This is a genomic window from Paenibacillus sp. GCM10027629 (assembly GCF_042676425.1).
Lineage (GTDB): Bacteria > Bacillota > Bacilli > Paenibacillales > Paenibacillaceae > Paenibacillus_K > Paenibacillus_K terrigena.
Genome location: NZ_JBHTGZ010000009.1, coordinates 1072846 through 1091618, shown reverse-complemented (window position 1 = coordinate 1091618; position 18773 = coordinate 1072846). Strand labels below are relative to the sequence as shown.

Annotated in this window: 11 protein-coding genes; 9 read left to right on the top strand and 2 right to left on the bottom strand. The window is 46.4% G+C overall.

The features are described from left to right. The first annotated feature begins 74 nt into the window (after window positions 1-74). The 5 genes from ppsA to ACFQZR_RS14415 all read left to right on the top strand — a co-directional run bounded on the left by ppsA (window position 75) and on the right by ACFQZR_RS14415 (window position 9120). Window positions 75-2669: a phosphoenolpyruvate synthase gene (gene ppsA / locus ACFQZR_RS14435; protein WP_379346963.1), complete on the top strand. Its 2595-nt coding sequence runs from the start codon at window positions 75-77 to the stop codon at window positions 2667-2669. 222 nt (window positions 2670-2891) lie between these two features. Next, the gene (locus ACFQZR_RS14430; protein ID WP_379346961.1) at window positions 2892-4703 is read left to right on the top strand and encodes an ABC transporter ATP-binding protein; all 1812 of its coding nucleotides are present in this window, start codon (window positions 2892-2894) and stop codon (window positions 4701-4703) included. Then, entirely contained in the window at window positions 4660-6378 is a 1719-nt protein-coding gene (locus tag ACFQZR_RS14425; protein WP_379346958.1) for an ABC transporter ATP-binding protein, read from the top strand. Before ACFQZR_RS14430 ends, ACFQZR_RS14425 begins: the two co-directional genes overlap by 44 nt. Window positions 6379-6847: 469 nt before the next feature. Then, entirely contained in the window at window positions 6848-7726 is an 879-nt protein-coding gene (locus ACFQZR_RS14420; protein WP_379346956.1) for a phosphotransferase, read from the top strand. Between the two features lie 353 nt (window positions 7727-8079). Beyond that, window positions 8080-9120, top strand: a complete 1041-nt coding sequence (locus ACFQZR_RS14415; protein ID WP_379346954.1) for a hypothetical protein — start codon at window positions 8080-8082, stop codon at window positions 9118-9120. Window positions 9121-9366: 246 nt separating this feature from the next. Here the strand turns inward: ACFQZR_RS14415 and ACFQZR_RS14410 are convergent, their stop codons facing one another. After that, window positions 9367-12333 carry a DEAD/DEAH box helicase gene (locus ACFQZR_RS14410; RefSeq protein WP_379346952.1) on the bottom strand — a complete coding sequence of 989 codons (2967 nt, stop codon included), beginning with the start codon at window positions 12331-12333 and terminating at the stop codon, window positions 9367-9369. After that, window positions 12330-13946, bottom strand: coding sequence for an SWIM zinc finger family protein (locus tag ACFQZR_RS14405; protein ID WP_379346950.1), 1617 nt, complete (start codon window positions 13944-13946; stop codon window positions 12330-12332). Before ACFQZR_RS14405 ends, ACFQZR_RS14410 begins: the two co-directional genes overlap by 4 nt. Window positions 13947-14069: 123 nt before the next feature. On the opposite strand from ACFQZR_RS14405, the gene ACFQZR_RS14400 reads away from it, so the two are divergent. From ACFQZR_RS14400 to ACFQZR_RS14385, 4 genes are all read left to right on the top strand, one after another. After that, window positions 14070-14273: a hypothetical protein gene (locus ACFQZR_RS14400; RefSeq protein WP_379346948.1), complete on the top strand. Its 204-nt coding sequence runs from the start codon at window positions 14070-14072 to the stop codon at window positions 14271-14273. 163 nt (window positions 14274-14436) lie between these two features. Then, complete coding sequence (locus ACFQZR_RS14395) at window positions 14437-16386, top strand: GTP-binding protein (RefSeq protein ID WP_379346946.1); 1950 nt, start codon at window positions 14437-14439, stop codon at window positions 16384-16386. 231 nt (window positions 16387-16617) lie between these two features. Next, complete coding sequence (locus ACFQZR_RS14390; protein ID WP_379346944.1) at window positions 16618-17568, top strand: BadF/BadG/BcrA/BcrD ATPase family protein; 951 nt, start codon at window positions 16618-16620, stop codon at window positions 17566-17568. A gap of 14 nt (window positions 17569-17582) precedes the next feature. Beyond that, a complete protein-coding gene (locus ACFQZR_RS14385) occupies window positions 17583-18584 on the top strand; it encodes a serine hydrolase domain-containing protein (RefSeq protein ID WP_379346942.1) in 1002 nt (333 codons plus the stop codon). The last annotated feature ends 189 nt before the right edge of the window (window positions 18585-18773 follow it).

Here is an 18773-nt window from a genome sequence, read left to right as displayed (position 1 = left end):
CATCTTAAGTGTACCACCCCGGTAAGCTCTTGTCAAATGTTTTTTCACAATTTTATGGTTAGGAGAGATGTGGAATGCGTTCTTTGGTTCTTGGTTTTCAGGAAATAGGGAAAATGCAGTTTTCGCTCGTTGGCGGAAAAGGGTTTAATTTAGGGGAATTATCCAAGATTGAAGGGATACAAGTACCCGAGGGATTTTGTGTTACAACCGTGGGATATCAACAAGCCATCGAACACAACGAAACGTACCATGCTCTGCTCAATCGACTGACCATGCTAAAAGTAGAAGATCGAGATCAAGTTGGTGAAATCAGCAGGAAGATTAGACAAATCATTATGGAAATCGAAATTCCTTCCGATGTTGTGAAAGCAGTGACTCACTATCTCTCTCAGTTTGGCGAGGATCATGCCTATGCAGTGCGTTCTAGTGCGACTGCTGAAGATTTACCGCATGCCTCTTTTGCAGGTCAACAAGACACCTATTTAAATATCATTGGCGTCGATGCCATCTTGCAGCATATCAGCAAATGTTGGGCTTCCCTATTTACGGATCGCGCGGTAATCTACCGTATGCAAAATGGATTCGACCATAGTCAAGTTTATTTATCTGTAATCGTTCAAAGAATGGTTTTCCCACAGGCTTCGGGGATTTTATTTACCGCTGATCCGATGACCTCGAGTCGAAAGTCACTTTCAATCGATGCCAGTTATGGACTTGGAGAAGCGCTGGTCTCTGGCTGGGTATCTGCCGATTGTTATACAGTACAGGAAGGGGAAATCGTCGATAAGCGGATAGCAACCAAAAAATTAGCTATCTATGGACGAAAAGAAGGCGGAACAGAGACACACGAGATCGCTCCTGATCAGCAAGAGACTCAAACACTTAATGACCAACAAATTTTACAACTCGCACGCATCGGAAGACAGATCGAAGCTCATTTTGGTTGCCCACAAGATATCGAATGGTGTTTGGCCCATGATACCTTTTATATTGTCCAGAGCAGGCCAATCACGACTTTATACCCGATCCCTGAAGCGAATGATAAGGAAAATCACGTTTATGTATCTGTTGGTCATCAACAAATGATGACTGATCCTATGAAACCACTGGGATTGTCTTTATTCCAGTTAACATCTTTTGGACCCAGGTTTAAAGCTGGTGGAAGGTTATTTGTTGATGTTACACCTATGCTGGCTTCACCTGATAGCCGAGACAATTTATTAAATACCCTGGGATCCGATCCGCTCATAAAAGGCGCACTCATGACCATAATAGAGCGAGATTTTATAAAATTGTTACCAAATGATCAAAAAGCACCGATTCCGGGCAGAAGTAATACAGATATGCTGGCACAATTCGAGAACGATCCGACAATCGTTTCTGGTTTGATTAAGCGTAGTCAAACATCAATAGAAGAGTTAAAACAAAACATCCAAGCGAAATCGGGATCAGATTTATTGGATTTTATTCTGGAAGATATCCAGCAATTAAAGAAGATCTTATTTGACCCTCAAAGTTCTGCTGTGTTTATGGCTGCTATAAATGCTACATCATGGATCAATGAAAACATGAACGAGTGGTTAGGCGAAAAAAACGCAGCAGATACTCTTTCTCAATCTGTACAGAACAATATTACTTCGGAAATGGGTCTGGCGCTACTCAATGTCGCAGATGTGATTCGTCCTTATCCAGAAGTCATTGATTATTTACAATATGTAAAAGACGATAACTTTTTGGATGAACTGCCTAAGCTTCGTGGTGGACAGGAAACACAAGACGCTATCTATGCTTATCTCAAAAAATACGGAATGCGATGTGCCGGAGAAATCGATATTACTAAAACGCGTTGGAGCGAAAAACCAATTACACTTATCCCCATGATTCTTAGTAATATCAAAAACCATGAGCCTAATGCTAGCCATCGGAAATTTGAGCAAGGGCGTCAGGAAGCTTTGAATAAAGAACAAGAGTTATTAGATCGATTGAAGTATTTACCGGATGGTGAACAAAAAGCCAAAGAAACAAAACGAATGATCGATATCATCCGGAATAACATCGGTTATCGGGAATACCCCAAATACGGCATGGTTAATCGCTACTTCGTGTATAAGCAGGCTTTACTGAAAGAAGCCGAACAGCTCGTCCAAGCGGGCGTCATTCATGAAAAAGAAGATATATACTATCTCACTCTTGAAGAACTTCATGAAGTCGTACGCTCAAATATACTGGATTACCAGATCATCAGCAAACGAAAAGACGAGTACAAATGTTATGAAAAACTAACTCCACCACGTGTTATCACGTCTGATGGTGAAATCATTACAGGTGAGTACAAACGAGAAAATCTCCCAGCCGAAGCGATTGTAGGTCTACCTGTTTCTTCCGGAGTTATCGAGGGGCGAGCACGTGTCATCTTAAACATGGAAGATGCTGATCTGGAAGATGGAGATATATTAGTCACCGCTTTTACGGATCCTAGCTGGACACCATTGTTTGTATCCATAAAAGGTCTAGTCACCGAAGTTGGTGGACTGATGACCCATGGAGCAGTAATCGCGCGTGAATATGGCTTACCGGCAGTTGTTGGTGTTGAAAATGCTACCAATCTGATAAAAGACGGGCAACGAATTCGCGTGCATGGAACAGAAGGGTACATTGAAATATTGTAATGGCGTTCCGCTAACGGGACACGATAGTTCAATTAACCGCCTTAATGATAGGGCGGTTTTTCTTTTGATTCAAAATCAGCAATATAGAATAACTGAGCCCCAAAAAATTGAATTGATGTCGCATCATTTCAGTTATATAATTCATGAATATCCTATATTTACTAAATATCTTAAGTTTAGTAAATATGTAGACCAATTTTTAGCAAATAAGAGGTGATATTGATGAATTCAATAACGGATAGCGGAAACTCCTTATGGCGTGTATATCGTTGGGTGCTGCGATTTTTGAAGCCGTACCGGGTGAAGGTTTTTCTCATGATTGGGTGCGGGTTGGCTATAACGGCTGGGGAAGTCTTATTCCCCAAATCGATTCAATATTTCATCGATCATATTTACAAGATGAAAGATTATAACGCCTTTATGGTGCTTTTGATGATGCTGATTGTGATGGTCATTGTCGTCATTGCGGCTGGAAATGGCCGTAATATGCTGGAACGAATCGTAGGAGTCAAGGCGTCGCGAGACTTGCAGCATGACGTTTTCATGCATTTGAGAACGCTTGGCTTCTCTTACTTCGAACGGCATCCCGTCGGGGAGACGCTTTCGCTGCTCAATACGGAGGTGGCGGCTGCCGAGAAAATCTTTAGGCGGTTCCTTCCGGCGATTATGGTAAACATGATGTCTGTCATTGTAAGCATTACGGTCATGATCACGCTCAGCTGGAAGCTTTCCCTCATCATCGTTCCTTGCTTTTTGCTCTATTACATATTTGGTCCTTCGATTGATCGCAAAGCATCGACATACGCTAAACAAAAAACACAAAATCGGATAGATTTGGATAAAAAAATATACGAAGGCATATCTGGACTTCAAGAGTTTCGCGCTTTTGCTCGTGAAAGCTGGGATTTGGAACGTACGTTCGATAGGATGTCGACTCTGTTTCATAGTTATATGAAGTGGTGCTTCTTCGCCAACTTTCGGGGGTCTTACCGCCGCTTTACATTTTATACGGGAGCTATCGCCTTGTTTATAATCGGTTATGTTTTGATTCGCAATCAGTCACTTACCGTAGGAGAATTCGTCGCTTTCATTCTTATGTATTTCACGACGATGTGGAACTTAACGTCGATCGTTGCACTTATTGCCGAGCAGAAGTCCCTGATGTTTCAGATTGTGCCCCTGTACAATTTCATGAAGCTAACTCCTGAAGTTATGGAATGTGCGAATCCTATCCTTTTGCCACAAGTAAAAGGCGAGATTCACTTCAGGGAAGTCAGCTTCGGTTATTCTGAAGGGGAGACAGTCCTGCAGCACTTCAATTTACGAATTCGTGCAGGAGAGCGAGTCGCCTTCGTTGGTATGAGCGGTAACGGGAAATCGACGGCACTTAAGCTTATTGGGCGGTTCTATGATCCGCTTGCGGGCGAGGTGTCACTTGACGGCGTTTCACTAACTGAGCTGACGCTTGATCAGCTGCGTGAATCGATCGGATATGTGTTTCAGGAAACGTACTTGTTCGGGGATACAGTGAGAGAAAATATTCGCTTCGGCAGGCCGGATGCGACAGAAGAGGAAATCGTTGAAGCTGCGAAGGCTGCTAATGCCCATGACTTTATCCTGCAGCTGCCAGAAGGATATGATACGTCCGTTGGTGAGCGGGGAATCAAGCTTTCGGGCGGGCAAAGACAGCGTATATCGATTGCGCGAATGCTGCTCAAAAACCCAAAGATCGTATTGCTTGACGAAGCGACATCAGCGCTCGACAACATCAGTGAAAAAGACGTGCAGCAAGCGCTCGATAAGCTATTCGTCGGTCGAACTACAATTGCGGTGGCACATCGGTTATCGACGGTGCAGGATTACGACCGCATCGTTTTGATTGATCAAGGAAGGGTAGTTGAAGAAGGTAGCTATGAAGAGCTGATGAACCGAAGAGGCGCATTTTACCAATTGGCTGAAGGTCAGGTTTCTGAAAGCGAGGTGAGCAGGGATGAAGAATCTGCGCTGGATGTGGCGCTACATCAAATACGTTAAGGCAGGCTTCGCCGCAGCGCTGTTTCTGCTTGTCTTAGATACATTGGTGAATCTATCAACGGTATACTTGCAAAAAAGCTTGATTGATCAAGTTTTCATTGGCCGTGACTATGGTAAGTTTCCGCAAATGCTGTTATTATTCGCTCTTGTATTTATCGCCTATGCTGTACTTGGTACGGTGAAGCCGTATATGTTCGTTCGAAATGAATATTCGTTAATTCGACTGATGTTCGCTGATATGATCCAGGCGATCCACCGAATGCCCACTAGACGGTTTCATAGCGAACGGACGACCAAATACGTCCACTATATCACGTCCGATATGATGAGCGTGGCGAGCTTGATCACATGGCAGATGCCGCACTTGCTGCAAGCCCTGCTTACCACGTTGTTCTTGATGATCACGATCGGCATGTTCAGCCCGCTCATCTTGGCTGCGGTTGTGACTTTTACTGTCGTCTATGTCGGGCTTGCGAAATATTTCGTGCCCAAGATGAAGCAGGCGTCAAGAGCGGCGCATGATCGGAGAACCGCGATGCTTATTCATTTGGAGGAGGGTATTTCCTCAACGCGTGAAGTCATTTCCTTCCACCGTATGAAGTGGGAACGTCACATATACAATGGTTTGTTTGAACAATATTTTGACCGAGTCATGGCCGAGGGCAGGCTGAAAAACAAACAGATGATGATGAGCAATCCGATCAAATGGGGTGTCATGATCGCTGTTCTCGGTATTGGCGGTTATCAGCTCATGGAGGAAGAAATCACAATAGGGATATTTGTGATCGTCTTCCAGTTCGCAAATCAATTGCTTGACTCCTTGAATCGGGGATTTGAAATGATCATGGAGTACTCGTCAAATCTGGCTCAAGTGGACCGGATAAATCAAGTGCTGCAGGAGGAACGCATGGACGATGGAGATAGGAAACTGCAAGGCCGCGTCACAAGCCTTAGCTTAGACAACGTATCGTTTCGATACGACGAACAGCTTCCTCTTGTGCTTAAGAATATGACGCTAGACATCCCCATTGGTCGGAAGGTGGCCTTCGTGGGTACAAGCGGCGGGGGTAAGTCGACCATTGCGCAGCTGTTACTGCGCTTTTACGATCCGTCGAGTGGAGATATTGTAGTGAATGGAGTAGCGCTAGGGCAGTTAAGGCGTGATAGCTGGGCAGAACGTATTCGTATTGTATTCCAGGAGCCTTACTTGCTGCCGGATACGATTCGGCAAAATTTGCTGCTCGGACGTAACCACATTACGGAGGAGAAGATGATCGAATCGTGTAAGGTCGCACAGATCCATGATGTTATTGCCAAGCTTCCTGAAGGTTACGACTCCGTGATCGGTGAGCGAGGCATTACATTGTCCGGAGGACAAAGACAACGGCTTGCCTTAGCGCGTGCGCTGCTAGATCATCCCGAAATTCTAATCCTGGATGAAGCGACGTCAGCGCTCGATCTGGAAACCGAGCGACAGGTTCAGCGCAGTCTTGACGAAATTCGCCAAGGGCGTACGACAATCATCATTGCGCACCGATTGTCCACGGTGATGAACGCTGATCTGATCGTCGTTATGGATCAAGGGCGGGTGGCTGAACAGGGATCGCATGAAGAGCTCATGGCAGGCGATACGATTTACAAATCGTTGGTGTATGCGGAGCAGCAGTCGGCGTGAAGCTGCCGGGACTGATATCGGCTACTATTAACATAACAAGCTGTCCATTCGTGTCATATCCCGAGCGATCCAAGGCTCGACTGGAGATGTGAGCTATGGTACGAAGGAGTATGGTCATTCCACCCTGTGATCGTAATCAATTAAGGATACAAGGTAACTGTGCTAACCGCCCCAAGCTCATTTGAGTGAAAGGCGGTTTTGCACGAGTGGTTCAATCCTATTTTTGGTTTAGAAACGGATGGATGGACGAAACTTTCCAATGGGTTATCTCTGATTTTCGTGTGGCTTAGGATTTGATTTTTATGATCCTGAAGGAAACAGATATTGTGCTTGGCAGCCGCGTTGCTTTAAAGGACAGTATAGTTGATTATAACAAAACTTTATCTTGAATCACCTTTAAAACCACCATATATTAATAAAATAGTAGAAATTTACATTTTAGCTAATGGTGTTAAAGGGGAAATGAATAATGTTAGAAAACGTAGATGTTAACAGCATCATAAATATTCTTAATGAAGAAGGCATTGTTGATAACAATGTTATTGCAACGATTAATAAGACTGGGTCTACTGATGGTATTGTTTATCTTCTTTCAGAGCACGACGAAGCAAAATACGTTCTGAAAATTGATCGTCCGCATCAAATTACTTTGACCGAACAATTTCTTGGTACTTATCGGCACCTTAGACTTTTTCCTAAAATTCTCTATACCGATCCTGCAAAAGCATATATCGTGTATACATATATCACAGGTACAACGCATTTTAATCGTGGATCAAAAATAGAATGGCTTACAATCTTAGTAAAAGAACTTTTTAATAATTACGAAAAATATGTACAAACGGATAAATGGGGAAGGCTAGGATCACCGATTCAGTCTTGGCGTGAGTGGAACTATCGGAGTTTGGTGGATACAAGAAATGATTGGGGAAGTCTTTTATCAATTGAGGATTATACAAGAGTAGAATCAATATTTGAGAACATATCGAAAAATGAAGATCAAGAAGTAAGATATTTGCTGCACGGAGATACTGGTGTTCATAATTTTGTGTTTCATGATAACTTACTTGTTGGTGTTATAGACCCATCACCGATGATTGGTCCTATGCTATACGATTTTACTTACGCTTTTTGCTCTTCTCCAGACGATTTGAACCTAGAGACTTTAATGGCAGCCTTTAATTTGCTTCATCATGAATCTATTGAAGAATCAAGGCTGATTGAAGAAGTAATCTTTCAACTTTATTGTCGAATTGGGATCTGTATAAAATTACATCCGCATGATTTGGAAGATTACTTGAAAGCGTGGGAATATTGGAAATCGTTGCAATTCTTGAAGATTTCCTAATAGTTAGCCAAATCACAAAAACATCTGACAAATGAAGCACAGAGAAATCGGTACGACCCTATTATTAGGGGCATGACCCTGCTTGACAAGATTACGTAGTGTCGGATGAAAAACATTTACAAATTGTTGCATACTACGATATGCTTTAAATGGATATTTTTTCTAAATAATGATCTGTATCAAAGATGAGGACGGAGTATTAAAATGTACGAAGCTATGAGTGAGCGAAGCGACTTATTAGACAGGTGTGGAACGGCGATGTCAAATACAAGAGTGAGAGGATTGATAGGAAAGTGAATGCCTACAACAAGAAACGGAATACTTGGGTTAAGTTTTCGTTTTTTTTTGGCATCATGGTTTTGATTGTCGTCATTATTTATTTATACTTCTTCACGAAGAGCGGGTATGTGTACGAACGTAAAATCCTAGGCGAAATGGAGGATCTGCATGGGGTCGAATTTATCGTGACGGACAGACTAGATCGTAACGAGGACGGCTACCGGATGCTTGTCGTTGCTCCGAAGGACGATCCCACCACCACCTTTATTGCCGAGCGGAACAACGGTGCCCACGCTGAAGGTGGATTGCCATTCTGGGGACAGTTAGGAGAGGAATACCGGACTACTCGTTATTTCTATCACTATCCGGAACTGGTGGAGAAGCATTTTGGCATCGGGCCACAGGACCTAATCTCCTTGTACTGGGGAGCGGTGAAAGCGGGCGAACCGTATAGTTTTGATGAATCGCTTCGAGAGAAGCCGAACCAATACGTGCCGGTCACGATAACTAATATGGACGAGACGATCCGTAAGGCAAAAGCTTTCTTTGAGGATGGGCAGCAGCATAAGATCCATAAGCTACATATGATTTACCAGGACGAGCGGCTGCCAAAAGATCAAAGCCCTCATTCTTTTGTGGACCGCGTGTTTACCTTAGAAGGCGTGAAGAAGGATCAATACGATCCCTTCGGCTTTAGTACAGATTTATTGAGTGAGAAGGAGCTAAAGGAACAGACCCTCAAACAAATCAAAAACCTACTTTATAGGAATTTCGATTATCAATTCGACAAGCTCTACACTTCTCTGGAGCGGAAAGAAGTGGGCATATGGAGTTTGCATACACGCATCGACGACCAGTTGACCCATTACTCGCTGGAACTGGTTATCGATGACGAAAAATACACAAGCCAGGAAAAGGATGTGCTCTACAGGATCTATAGTAAGGTGTGGCATCTCATGGAGACCATGAAACCTTTCCACCCTACTGAGGTTGTATTTAAGCTCCCTGATGATGCGGGACGTATGGTTTACACCATACAGGACCAAGATAACGAACGGTTAGTGGATAAGAAAATCTTCTTTGCCCTCTTGCAACCGCAAAAAAGCAGCGAGTAAAGAGATCATAGTTGAACTAACGAGGCACACTAGTATAATCACGATTAAAACCTTCCAAAAGGTAAGAGAATTAGGAGATTAGGGGTTTAGTCCGAGTACATTGAATGCCTATACTGGCTGCCGGGTTTGAGAAGTGGAGAAGTTAAACAGCAGATGCCGCCTACATCGAGGCGGCATCTTTACTGCGGCGGCTAAGTCAAGACGAGCAAACGAGTTTTGCTTTTGCCGCCTCTCATGTATCCATACTTACCCTGTAATATTCCGACGCAAGGTGATCAAGTCTTTGAGCGCCTCCGTAGAGAGCTCGGTGATCCAGCTGTCCGAACTGGTGATCACTTGGTCGCTTAACTGTTGCTTACTTTCCAACATCTCATCAATCCGTTCTTCCAAGCTGCCGATCGTAATGAACTTGTGAACCTCTACGTCGCGAGTCTGCCCCATTCGGTAGGCGCGGTCCGTCGCCTGATTCTCCACAGCGGGATTCCACCAACGGTCGAAGTGGAAGACATGGTTAGCCGCCGTCAGATTAAGTCCGACGCCGCCGGCCTTAAGTGAGAGAATGAAGACAGTAGGCTGGTACGAAGCGGGTAGGGAATCGGATTGGAACTGTTCAATCATGCGGTCGCGCGCGGATTTGGGTGTTCCTCCATGCAGATAGAGCACAGGCTCTTGCAGAATCTCTGTAAGGACTCGCTGCAGCAGCCTTCCCATTCCGATGTACTGCGTGAAAATCAGACAACGATCACCTGTTTCCCGCAATTCTTTCACCATATCAACTAAGCGCTCCAGCTTCGAAGAACGCGCAATGATCGTCTCCGTATCCATTGACTGATCGTTCTCCGCGGCGCTATCCGCCTTCATCAAGTCTTCCTTCAGGAGGAGTGCAGGATGATCGCACAGCTGCTTGAGCTGTGTGAGCGCGGCAAGGATCGCACCCTTCCGTTCGATGCCTTCCAATTCTTTCATACTCTCCATCAGCTGATGGACGGTCTGATCGTACAACGCGCCTTGTTCTGCTGTGAGATGGACGTAGGTTTTCATTTCGTTTTTGTCCGGCAGATCCAGCTGGATGGCAGGGTCTTTCTTCTTGCGCCGCAGCATGAACGGCTTAACTAGCTTCTGCAGCGCAGCAGTTTGCTCCCTATCCCGCTCTTTCTCCACAGCCGTATTGAATTGTTGCTGGAAGCTGCGCAGGGTTCCGAAATAGCCTGGGTTCATGAAATCGTACAGGGACCACAGCTCAGAGAGATTGTTCTCGATCGGCGTGCCTGTGAGCACAATCCGGTGATGGGCCGTGAACCGACGTACCGCTTGCGACTGCTTCGTCTGGGCGTTCTTAATATTCTGTGCTTCGTCTAGACAGACGGATGACCATGTATAAGGCTCAAGCACCTCGACGTCCAACGTAGCCGTCGCGTAGGTGGTAAGTACGATGTCAGCCTGTCTTGCTTCATCTGTAAACTGTGAATCGCTCAGTCGCTGAGCGCCATAGTGAACCATGACGTTCAGCGTTGGAGCGAATCGTTGCAGCTCCTTCTGCCAATTGCCGAGAACAGACGTTGGACAGATGAGCAGGGAAGGGAAGCGATCTTCCTGCGCAGTCGAAGCAGCCAATTCTTTCACATGCAGCAAATAGGCGATGAATTGCACGGTTTTGCCAAGTCCCATATCGTCAGCAAGACAAGCACCGATGCCGAACCGACGTAAGAAAGCAAGCCAAGCAAAGCCTTCTTGCTGATAGGTTCGCAAATCTGCCTTCAGCGCAGTTGGAATGGCTGGCGTCGGGCAATGGGCAGGCTGATTTAATTGTCCGATCAACTCCTGCAGCTGCGCATTGAGCTCTACTTCAAGCCTGATCTGCTCCTCCGTGTCTACTGCGTCCACCGCGCTCACGGACGGCTGGGATCGTTCGTGATCCTGCAATAAATGGATCTGTAGGAGGGTCTGAAGTGACATTCCTTGCCGTTGGTCTGCACTGCGCATCGCTTGCCGGATTTGTGTCAGCAGTGCAGGATCCAGTACGATCCATTGGCCGTGGAAGTTAATCAGCCGCTCCCCTCGCGCGGCAAGTTCCGCGAAATCCTGTTCGCTAAGATCCATGTCGCCGATCGCGACCCGCCAGTTGAAGTCGACCAACGTCTTTAGGCCGAATAACGACGGGCTTGCGTTCGGAGTCGATATGATTTGGGCACGCACCCGAGGTTTCTTGCGGCGAACATCCTCCCACCAAGCTGGCAGCAGTACTTGCCATCCCGCTTCGAGCAGACGATGGCTATCCGATGTGAGGAATTGCCAAGCGGCTTCATCGGATAAAGTACTACCTAATATCTGTTCCGGCTGTCCGGCGATCTGATCATCCGTCAGCACGGCGCTTAGACGTTCGAGCCAAGAGCCGGACCTTTCGCGAACACACTGCGTCCACGCTTCGGGCCAGTCACCGTGTGCCTGGCCGTCTTCCGCGAGCTGAACCGGAATGAGGAGCGACGGGTCTTGCTTGTCCTGCAGCATCAGCTGAAGGCGCCATGCGGGCTCGACTTCACCCGGCTCAATCAATTGCAGGATAGGCCGGAACGGCGCTGTGTCTGGTTTCCAGCCGATGCGGATGAGCCACTCGTCTTCATGAAAGGCCGCTTCGTGAGTGGTAGGATCCGTGAATAACAGTGGATATTCTCTTCGCAAATCAGCTAGTTTAGCTTCGCTACTGTAATGCCGATCCATTACGGCTTGCGAGAAAGCAGCCTTCATCCCTCTGAGAAACATTGACTCCGGTACCGCCATTGCTTCCAATGCTATGCGGCTGGCTTGCTCCATTTCACCGTACTCCCAGTCCCACTGTAGCTTTCCTGCTTGATACGCGGCAAGGCTAGGTGCATACTGCCCTGCATCGATCATCGCGGATAATGTGGGGGCCAGCTTGATGAGTACGTTCGCGTCGTCCTCCCAGTTCCATGATACATGCTGCAGTACCCGCAGCTTCGCGAAGAAGGACAGCACAAATTCGGCAGGTAGCACCACAATCTCAAAATCTTGGACCCCACGCGTCGTTAGGGTCGTCCCATAGAAGGAAGGTTCATGATAGGCGAATAGCCGATCTTTCAGTAAACCGCCCGAAATAGCCTCGTTATTGTTCGAGTATCCATGGATTAATGCATCACCATCATCGTTCATATTTACGTGAATCGTCAGCGTTTTTCGTTCTGTGCTTGCGTTCATAGCTGTAGATTTCCTTTCTGAAGCTCCTGCTGCAAGGCGCGAAGACGGCTGTATCGCGCTGTGAAAGTCTCAAGATACAGCATCCAGCGGTCTTCTTGCTTCATTTTTTTATACATTCTGAACAATCGTTTGAGCAATTTCACTGCTAATTTGTAACTGTCCCGATTTTTCTGCTGTACATACCGCTCCACAGCCTGATGATAGAAGGGGAGCAGGGCTTCTGGCGCGTATTTCTCAATTGGCGCTAGCGTTGTAGCTCTGAACTCGAGCGGTTCGCCTCCTGAGGCCAGTTGATAGTCGATCCATTGCTCCCATTTCTCGTAGGTCAAGAGTGTCTCTTGGTAGTAGGTTCGGGAGAAAGGCAGCATCTGCGCCAATGTCTCGAACAAGAGCGGCTCCGCTTCCGGTGAATGCCGCAGCATTCCGCTCCAATAGTCTAGGTATTCCGATTGGAAACGCTCGTTGTGATATTTACGAAGCATGGGTCCTGTCGCGGCTAACCACGCCGTCAGACGAGGCCAATCTTTGGCCTCATAGAGGGGATCGAAGAAAGGCGTTAGATGCGACGTGGTGAGAAATATCGCGCCGCTTAGTTCTCGCAGCGACTCCCAAGCTTCCTGATCCCGGGCCAGATAGAAGAGCATGATGCTTTTGAAATACAGCCATGGAAAAGGCTGCGCACGTCCATTGCTCGCATGAATCAAGGCGTCAAGCGCGCTTATTTCGTCGATATACAGACGAGAATCGGACATATTCGGACGGATCCAATCCTGCCACAATTGATGGTAGAGTTGGACCATGGCCTCATTTTGTGGATACTCCCGGATGAGCTGTCGAACGGCTTCCAGCGTCTCCATGATCCGCAGCCACGCGCGTTTGTCTGCTTCTGCCAGCGGTATGCCTTGTCCAAGCAGCGAGTGAATCAGATCCATGGCATCATCAAGTGCCAGCCGGGTTTTGTATCCGGTACCGTAGACAGTTGGACCACTCGATTGCGTAATTTTGCCCAATATGTAAATATACGCGTTCAGGCGGTAAATGCGATCAAGTGCGGGCGGCAGCTCCGGCTTCATCGTATTCATGGCCGCCAGATTGGACTTCAAGTAGGCATCGTGCCGAATGACATTAGAGAACGGCGTTACGCAATCATGCCATAACGAGTGCCACTCGGAGACGTTCATAGATCGGATGTCGGCCTGTACTTTCCGTTGTTCGACTGGTTTTACGCTTGCTGGAATCGGTTGATGAGGTGGATTCGCCGATTTCTTTCCTTTTAGCTCCCACAGAATTTTGGCATTAATGATCTGGTGGGTCGACCGACCTTGTCGCTCTGCGTACCAGAGCAATGCCGCAATGAGATGCTGACAGTGACGACGCATTGGACAAGTGCAGCGACTGGCCGATACATTCTTAAGTTCAACCTTGACGTGGTAAGTTTCTTTGCCTTTCACGTCTGCTTCGATATGATAGCTCTGCGGCATGGTGATGGAGCGGATGCGGTTTTGTTTATAATATTGAAAGCCTCGTTTGAGCGTAATGTCTTGAACATGCTCGCCGATGTAGGCGATTAGCTCGTTCCATTCCGCATCCGTTAAAGGTTGAATGACATGCATGGTCAATAATTCTCCCGATATAGATATGACGTATAGTTATTATACCAGTTATTGCGGCAAGAGGAGGCCGGAAGGGTTCTTCCGCTTGAAATTAAGCACATTAGCTGCGCAAGTTCGAGGAAAGTGCGGAGCACCATTTTAACTCTATTTTTTTCTATTTACAATGAGGCGATTGCAATAAAGATAAATGATGGATCATTCATTAAAGCGAACTATGAGGGTGAATATGCCGGTGCTTCATTTGATTGGAGAAAAGTTTTATGGTATATTGCCGGTTCGTTTTTGCTCATCATTGTCATTGTCATTGTGAAAAATAATTGGAAATGAATCTAATACTGTTATGAATTATTGTTAAGCTAAAGGGCAGTTTAACGCAACCATTGCTCTGAATATAAAGGAAAATGGGGGTGATTGGAGAATTATTTGAAAAGAGCGGTCGATAAAGGATGGGAAATATATTATGGACACAACAGTTATAGAGGCAGTTACAATGAGACAACAACGCAACGTCGGCATTTTCGCGCATGTGGATGCAGGAAAGACGACAACGACGGAGCATATTTTATATGAGAGCGGACGGATCCGATCCTTAGGCAGTGTGGATGCGGGCACAGCTTTGACGGATTCGATGGATATTGAGAAAGAACGGGGTATTTCGGTTCGAGCAGCGATGACATCTTTTCAATGGAAAGGGCAATTCGTGAATCTCGTGGACACCCCGGGACACGTGGATTTTCTGTCCGAAGTAGAACGATCCTTGCGCGTCATGGACGGTGCTGTACTGATTATTTCCGCTGTCGAAGGCGTGCAGGCTCAGACGGAGGTGATCTGGAACGCGCTTCGCAAGCTGCGGATTCCGACTCTTATTTTCGTGAACAAAATGGATCGAATTGGAGCCGATGCAGCATCTGTTATGGATGGTATTCATAAATATTTGTCTGCTGATGTGATCCCGTTTCAAGTACCCAACGGTATCGAACAGGATTTCCGGGGAGCAGAAAATGTATGGGTGAACGGAGATGAGTCGGTCTATGATTTCCTTGCGGAACGGAATGAGTACTTGCTTCAGCGTTATTTGAACGGTGACACGATCAAGCTGTCCGATTGGAATCAGCATGCAATCGCCATGACGCAGCGGGCGGAGATCTTCCCGCTCTTCTACGGTGCGGCAGGCAAGGGTATTGGCGTAACGGCAGTTATGGATGCAATGGTTGAATATTTGCCCGCAGCGCAGGGGGACTCGGAAGCGCCTTTGTCAGGGATCGTGTTCAAAATCGAACGTGATAAGACGATGGGGCGGATGGCATATGTTCGTCTATATGAAGGAGTCATGCGGAATCGGGATATTATATATAATCATACACAGCAGTTAGAAGAGAAGATTACGCAAATTCGTAAAGTAGACGGTGGACGGTCAGAAGATATCGGCGTCCTTCAAGCCGGAGATATTGCCGCTGTCTGCGGGATGACGCAGGTCCGGATTGGGGATGTGTTGGGTCGACCGGACGCGATTCCGGATGAAGCGCGGCTTGCTGTACCGCTATTGACGGTGCAAGCGCATTGGGTGAACGAAGCGGAATATCCGAGGGTTGTTCAAGCGCTGCAAGAGCTGTCTGATGAGGATCCGCTGCTTGACGTGCAGTGGATGCAGGATGAGCGGGAGCTCCACGTGAAAGTGATGGGCCCCATTCAGCTGGAGATTCTAACGAATATGCTGGCAAATCGGTATGGGCTGCAAGTTCAATTCGGACAACCCTCCGTCATCTATAAAGAAACACCGGCACAAGCCGGAAAAGGGTTTATTGCCTATACGATGCCGAAGCCTTGTTGGGCGATTCTCCGCTTCAGGATTGAGCCTGGGCCGCGCGGCAGCGGTCTGCACTATGAGGCTGATGTTCGAACGGAAAAGCTGCTCCTCCAGTATCAGAATGAAGTGGCTCGAAGAGTTCCCGAAGCGCTGCAGCAAGGATTGCATGGCTGGGAAGTTACGGATTTGACGGTGAAGCTGATCGATGGCGAGCATCATGTATGGCATACGCATCCGCTTGATTTCGCGGTAGCCACGCCTATGGGCATTATGGACGGACTGGCCAATGTAGGGACGCAATTGTTGGAGCCGATCTTACAGTTCCGCATTGTTGTACCGGAGGAGTTCGGTGGGCGCGTGATGAATGACCTTATTCTGATGCGGGGATCTTTTGAACCGCCAAGCCTGAATGGAGACCGAATGGTCATTGAAGGTCGGGTGCCTGTAGCTACATCCCTAGATTACCCAATGGAGCTGGGTTCCTTGACGAAGGGGCGGGGAACGATTGCTACCTTTTTCGATGGATATGAGGCCTGTCCACCTGATGTGAAGGCAGAGCGCCAGCGGCGCGGCGTGAATCCGTTGGATCAATCGAAGTACATTCTCAGTGTGAGAAAAGCTTTGCAGGGGTAACTCAATCATAAGAATATATGTGGAAGAGGAGAATCTGTGAGAGCAGGTTCTCTTTTCGTTTTATTAGGTCTATAAAACGAGTCGTATTGTTAAAGGGACACGATCATTCAATGGCTGCCATAGGGCAGCCTTTTCTCAATATAAGGGCAAAAGAAGGTTTATAGTAAGATATAAAGAAATAGAACATATTGGATTATTTTGTCACCAGATGGGCAGGAGGTTGTTACATATATGAAGGAACGCGATGTTGTTATTGGCATTGATGGAGGCGGAACGCGTACGAGGGTCATGATATGTGATCTGTTGGGGAACAAGCTTGCTTATGCTGAGGGAGGGTGTGCATCCAAGTATAAAGACGAAAACGCGTCAGATCATGTGAAAGCAACGATTGAGGATGCACTTGCGATGGCAGGACGAGTTGCGACGGATGCGGCTATGCTTGTTGCTGGCATTGCAGGCTACGAATCAGAAGCTGATGATGCATGGATTACTGCTTTCACTGACTTGCCGGGACTTCATTGTCCTAAGCTGCACTTGAATGACTCAGATATTGCTCACGCGGGCTCGCTACATAATAGGCCAGGAATTATTGCAATCGCCGGAACAGGCACGATGATCATGGGGATTGATGAACACGACAGACGGATCAGGAACTTGGATTATCATCAATACGCATATAGTGCAGCACGTCATCTCGCCTATGACGCTGTCTATGAAGTGCTTGCAGGCCATCGAGATGATTCGAATGAGCTGCTGATTACAGAGATGCTGCAACATTGGCAAGTGAATAGCCTAGAGCAGTTGCAGGAACTTGCTCGGCAGGGATTTCAACCCGATACGATGAAGCGGGATCAACTGTTCGGGCAGTTCGCTCCGCAAGTCACAAGTGCCGCTGAACAGGGGAGCAGTGTTGCAAGACGTGTCTGCAACCGCGCTGTCGAGCAGCTCCAATTGGGTATAGAGCTTGTCGGCTCCAACTTTGATCAACGTAACGTTGAGGTCGCATTAATTGGCAGTGTCATCTGCAGCCCCTATATGAGCGGGAAGCTGACAGAATTGCTCACGGCAAATCCAATAAAGAATTATCACGTGGTCGAAGCGCAATTTTCGCCCGTCGTCGGTGCCATCATACTGGCCTATAAAGAGCTAGGCATCCCTCACAAACTTAATAGAAATGGATGAATAGGAGAATATCGATGCAAATGTTAGTTGATACTTCGAATCATGCGTTTCGTGAACTAAACGAGTACGTCTTACAGATAAGTCATAGGATTTCAGCATCAGCAGCATCCACTTATATTATTCAAAATGATTGTGTCGTTAATGAATGGTATTCGGGATATCATGATAAATCAGTAGGTAGTCGAATGGTAGATGCACAATCCAGATTCAATGTTGCTTCAATCCGTAAAACGTACTTAGGGTTCGCTGTAAGTCTCGCTCTTTATGAGGGCAGAATTAAAAGTTTAGATGACAATGTGATTCATTATCTAAATGATTTGGACGAGCTTATCTGTAGAGATACGAAAATACGTCATTTGCTAACGCATACGCACGGCCTCCAAGGCGGTGATCATCATCGAAGGATATTCCCACCAGGGACGGATTGGAAGTACAACAACACAGGTGTCAATCTGCTAATTAAAATTATTCAAAAGGTATTTGGCCAAACACTCGCAGAGGTCATGGAAGAAAGACTATTCTTACCCTACGGGTTCACTGAATCAGGTTGGGTAAAAGAAAAATCGGAAAATTTAGTATGGCTGAATGAAAACTACAAGGATGATCAAGGCCATGATGCAAATCTATTTGTTAGTACGCGAGAATTAGCCTATTGGGGATATATTCATTTGACAAAAGGAAAAGTGAATGGCATGCAACGGGTTCCTAGCGCCATCTTTGATCAAGTTAGTTCTATTACTACGCCTTTAAGCCTTAACGAGACATTGCCGCGTCATGGATTTTTTTGGTGGATACAGGACATGCCTCGACCTTTATCGGAATTAGGAGACAAGCTCCCTATACAAGCCTATCAGTCACTTGGTTTATATGGAAATACCGTATTGGTTATCCCTGAGTATCATGTTGTGGCAGTCCGAATGTTGAACCAAACCGAGCAAAATCCTCCCGAATATGACTATATTCAAGACATCCAAACTTTTGGAAACTTGGTATGTAAATGTGTATTGTCACAATAATTCTCGAAGGAAGAAAATGAGAAGGTGACAAATATCGTTCTAAATGCATATATTCCGCGCACGCGCAGTGCGCTTTTTTTATTTTAAGCAATACAATCAAGATTAGTTGACGTGGCGTTTGAAGGTTAATAAGGTTAATGCCTTTGCAGCATCAATAATATTCAAAGTGGGGCTTAAGAGATGGGTAAT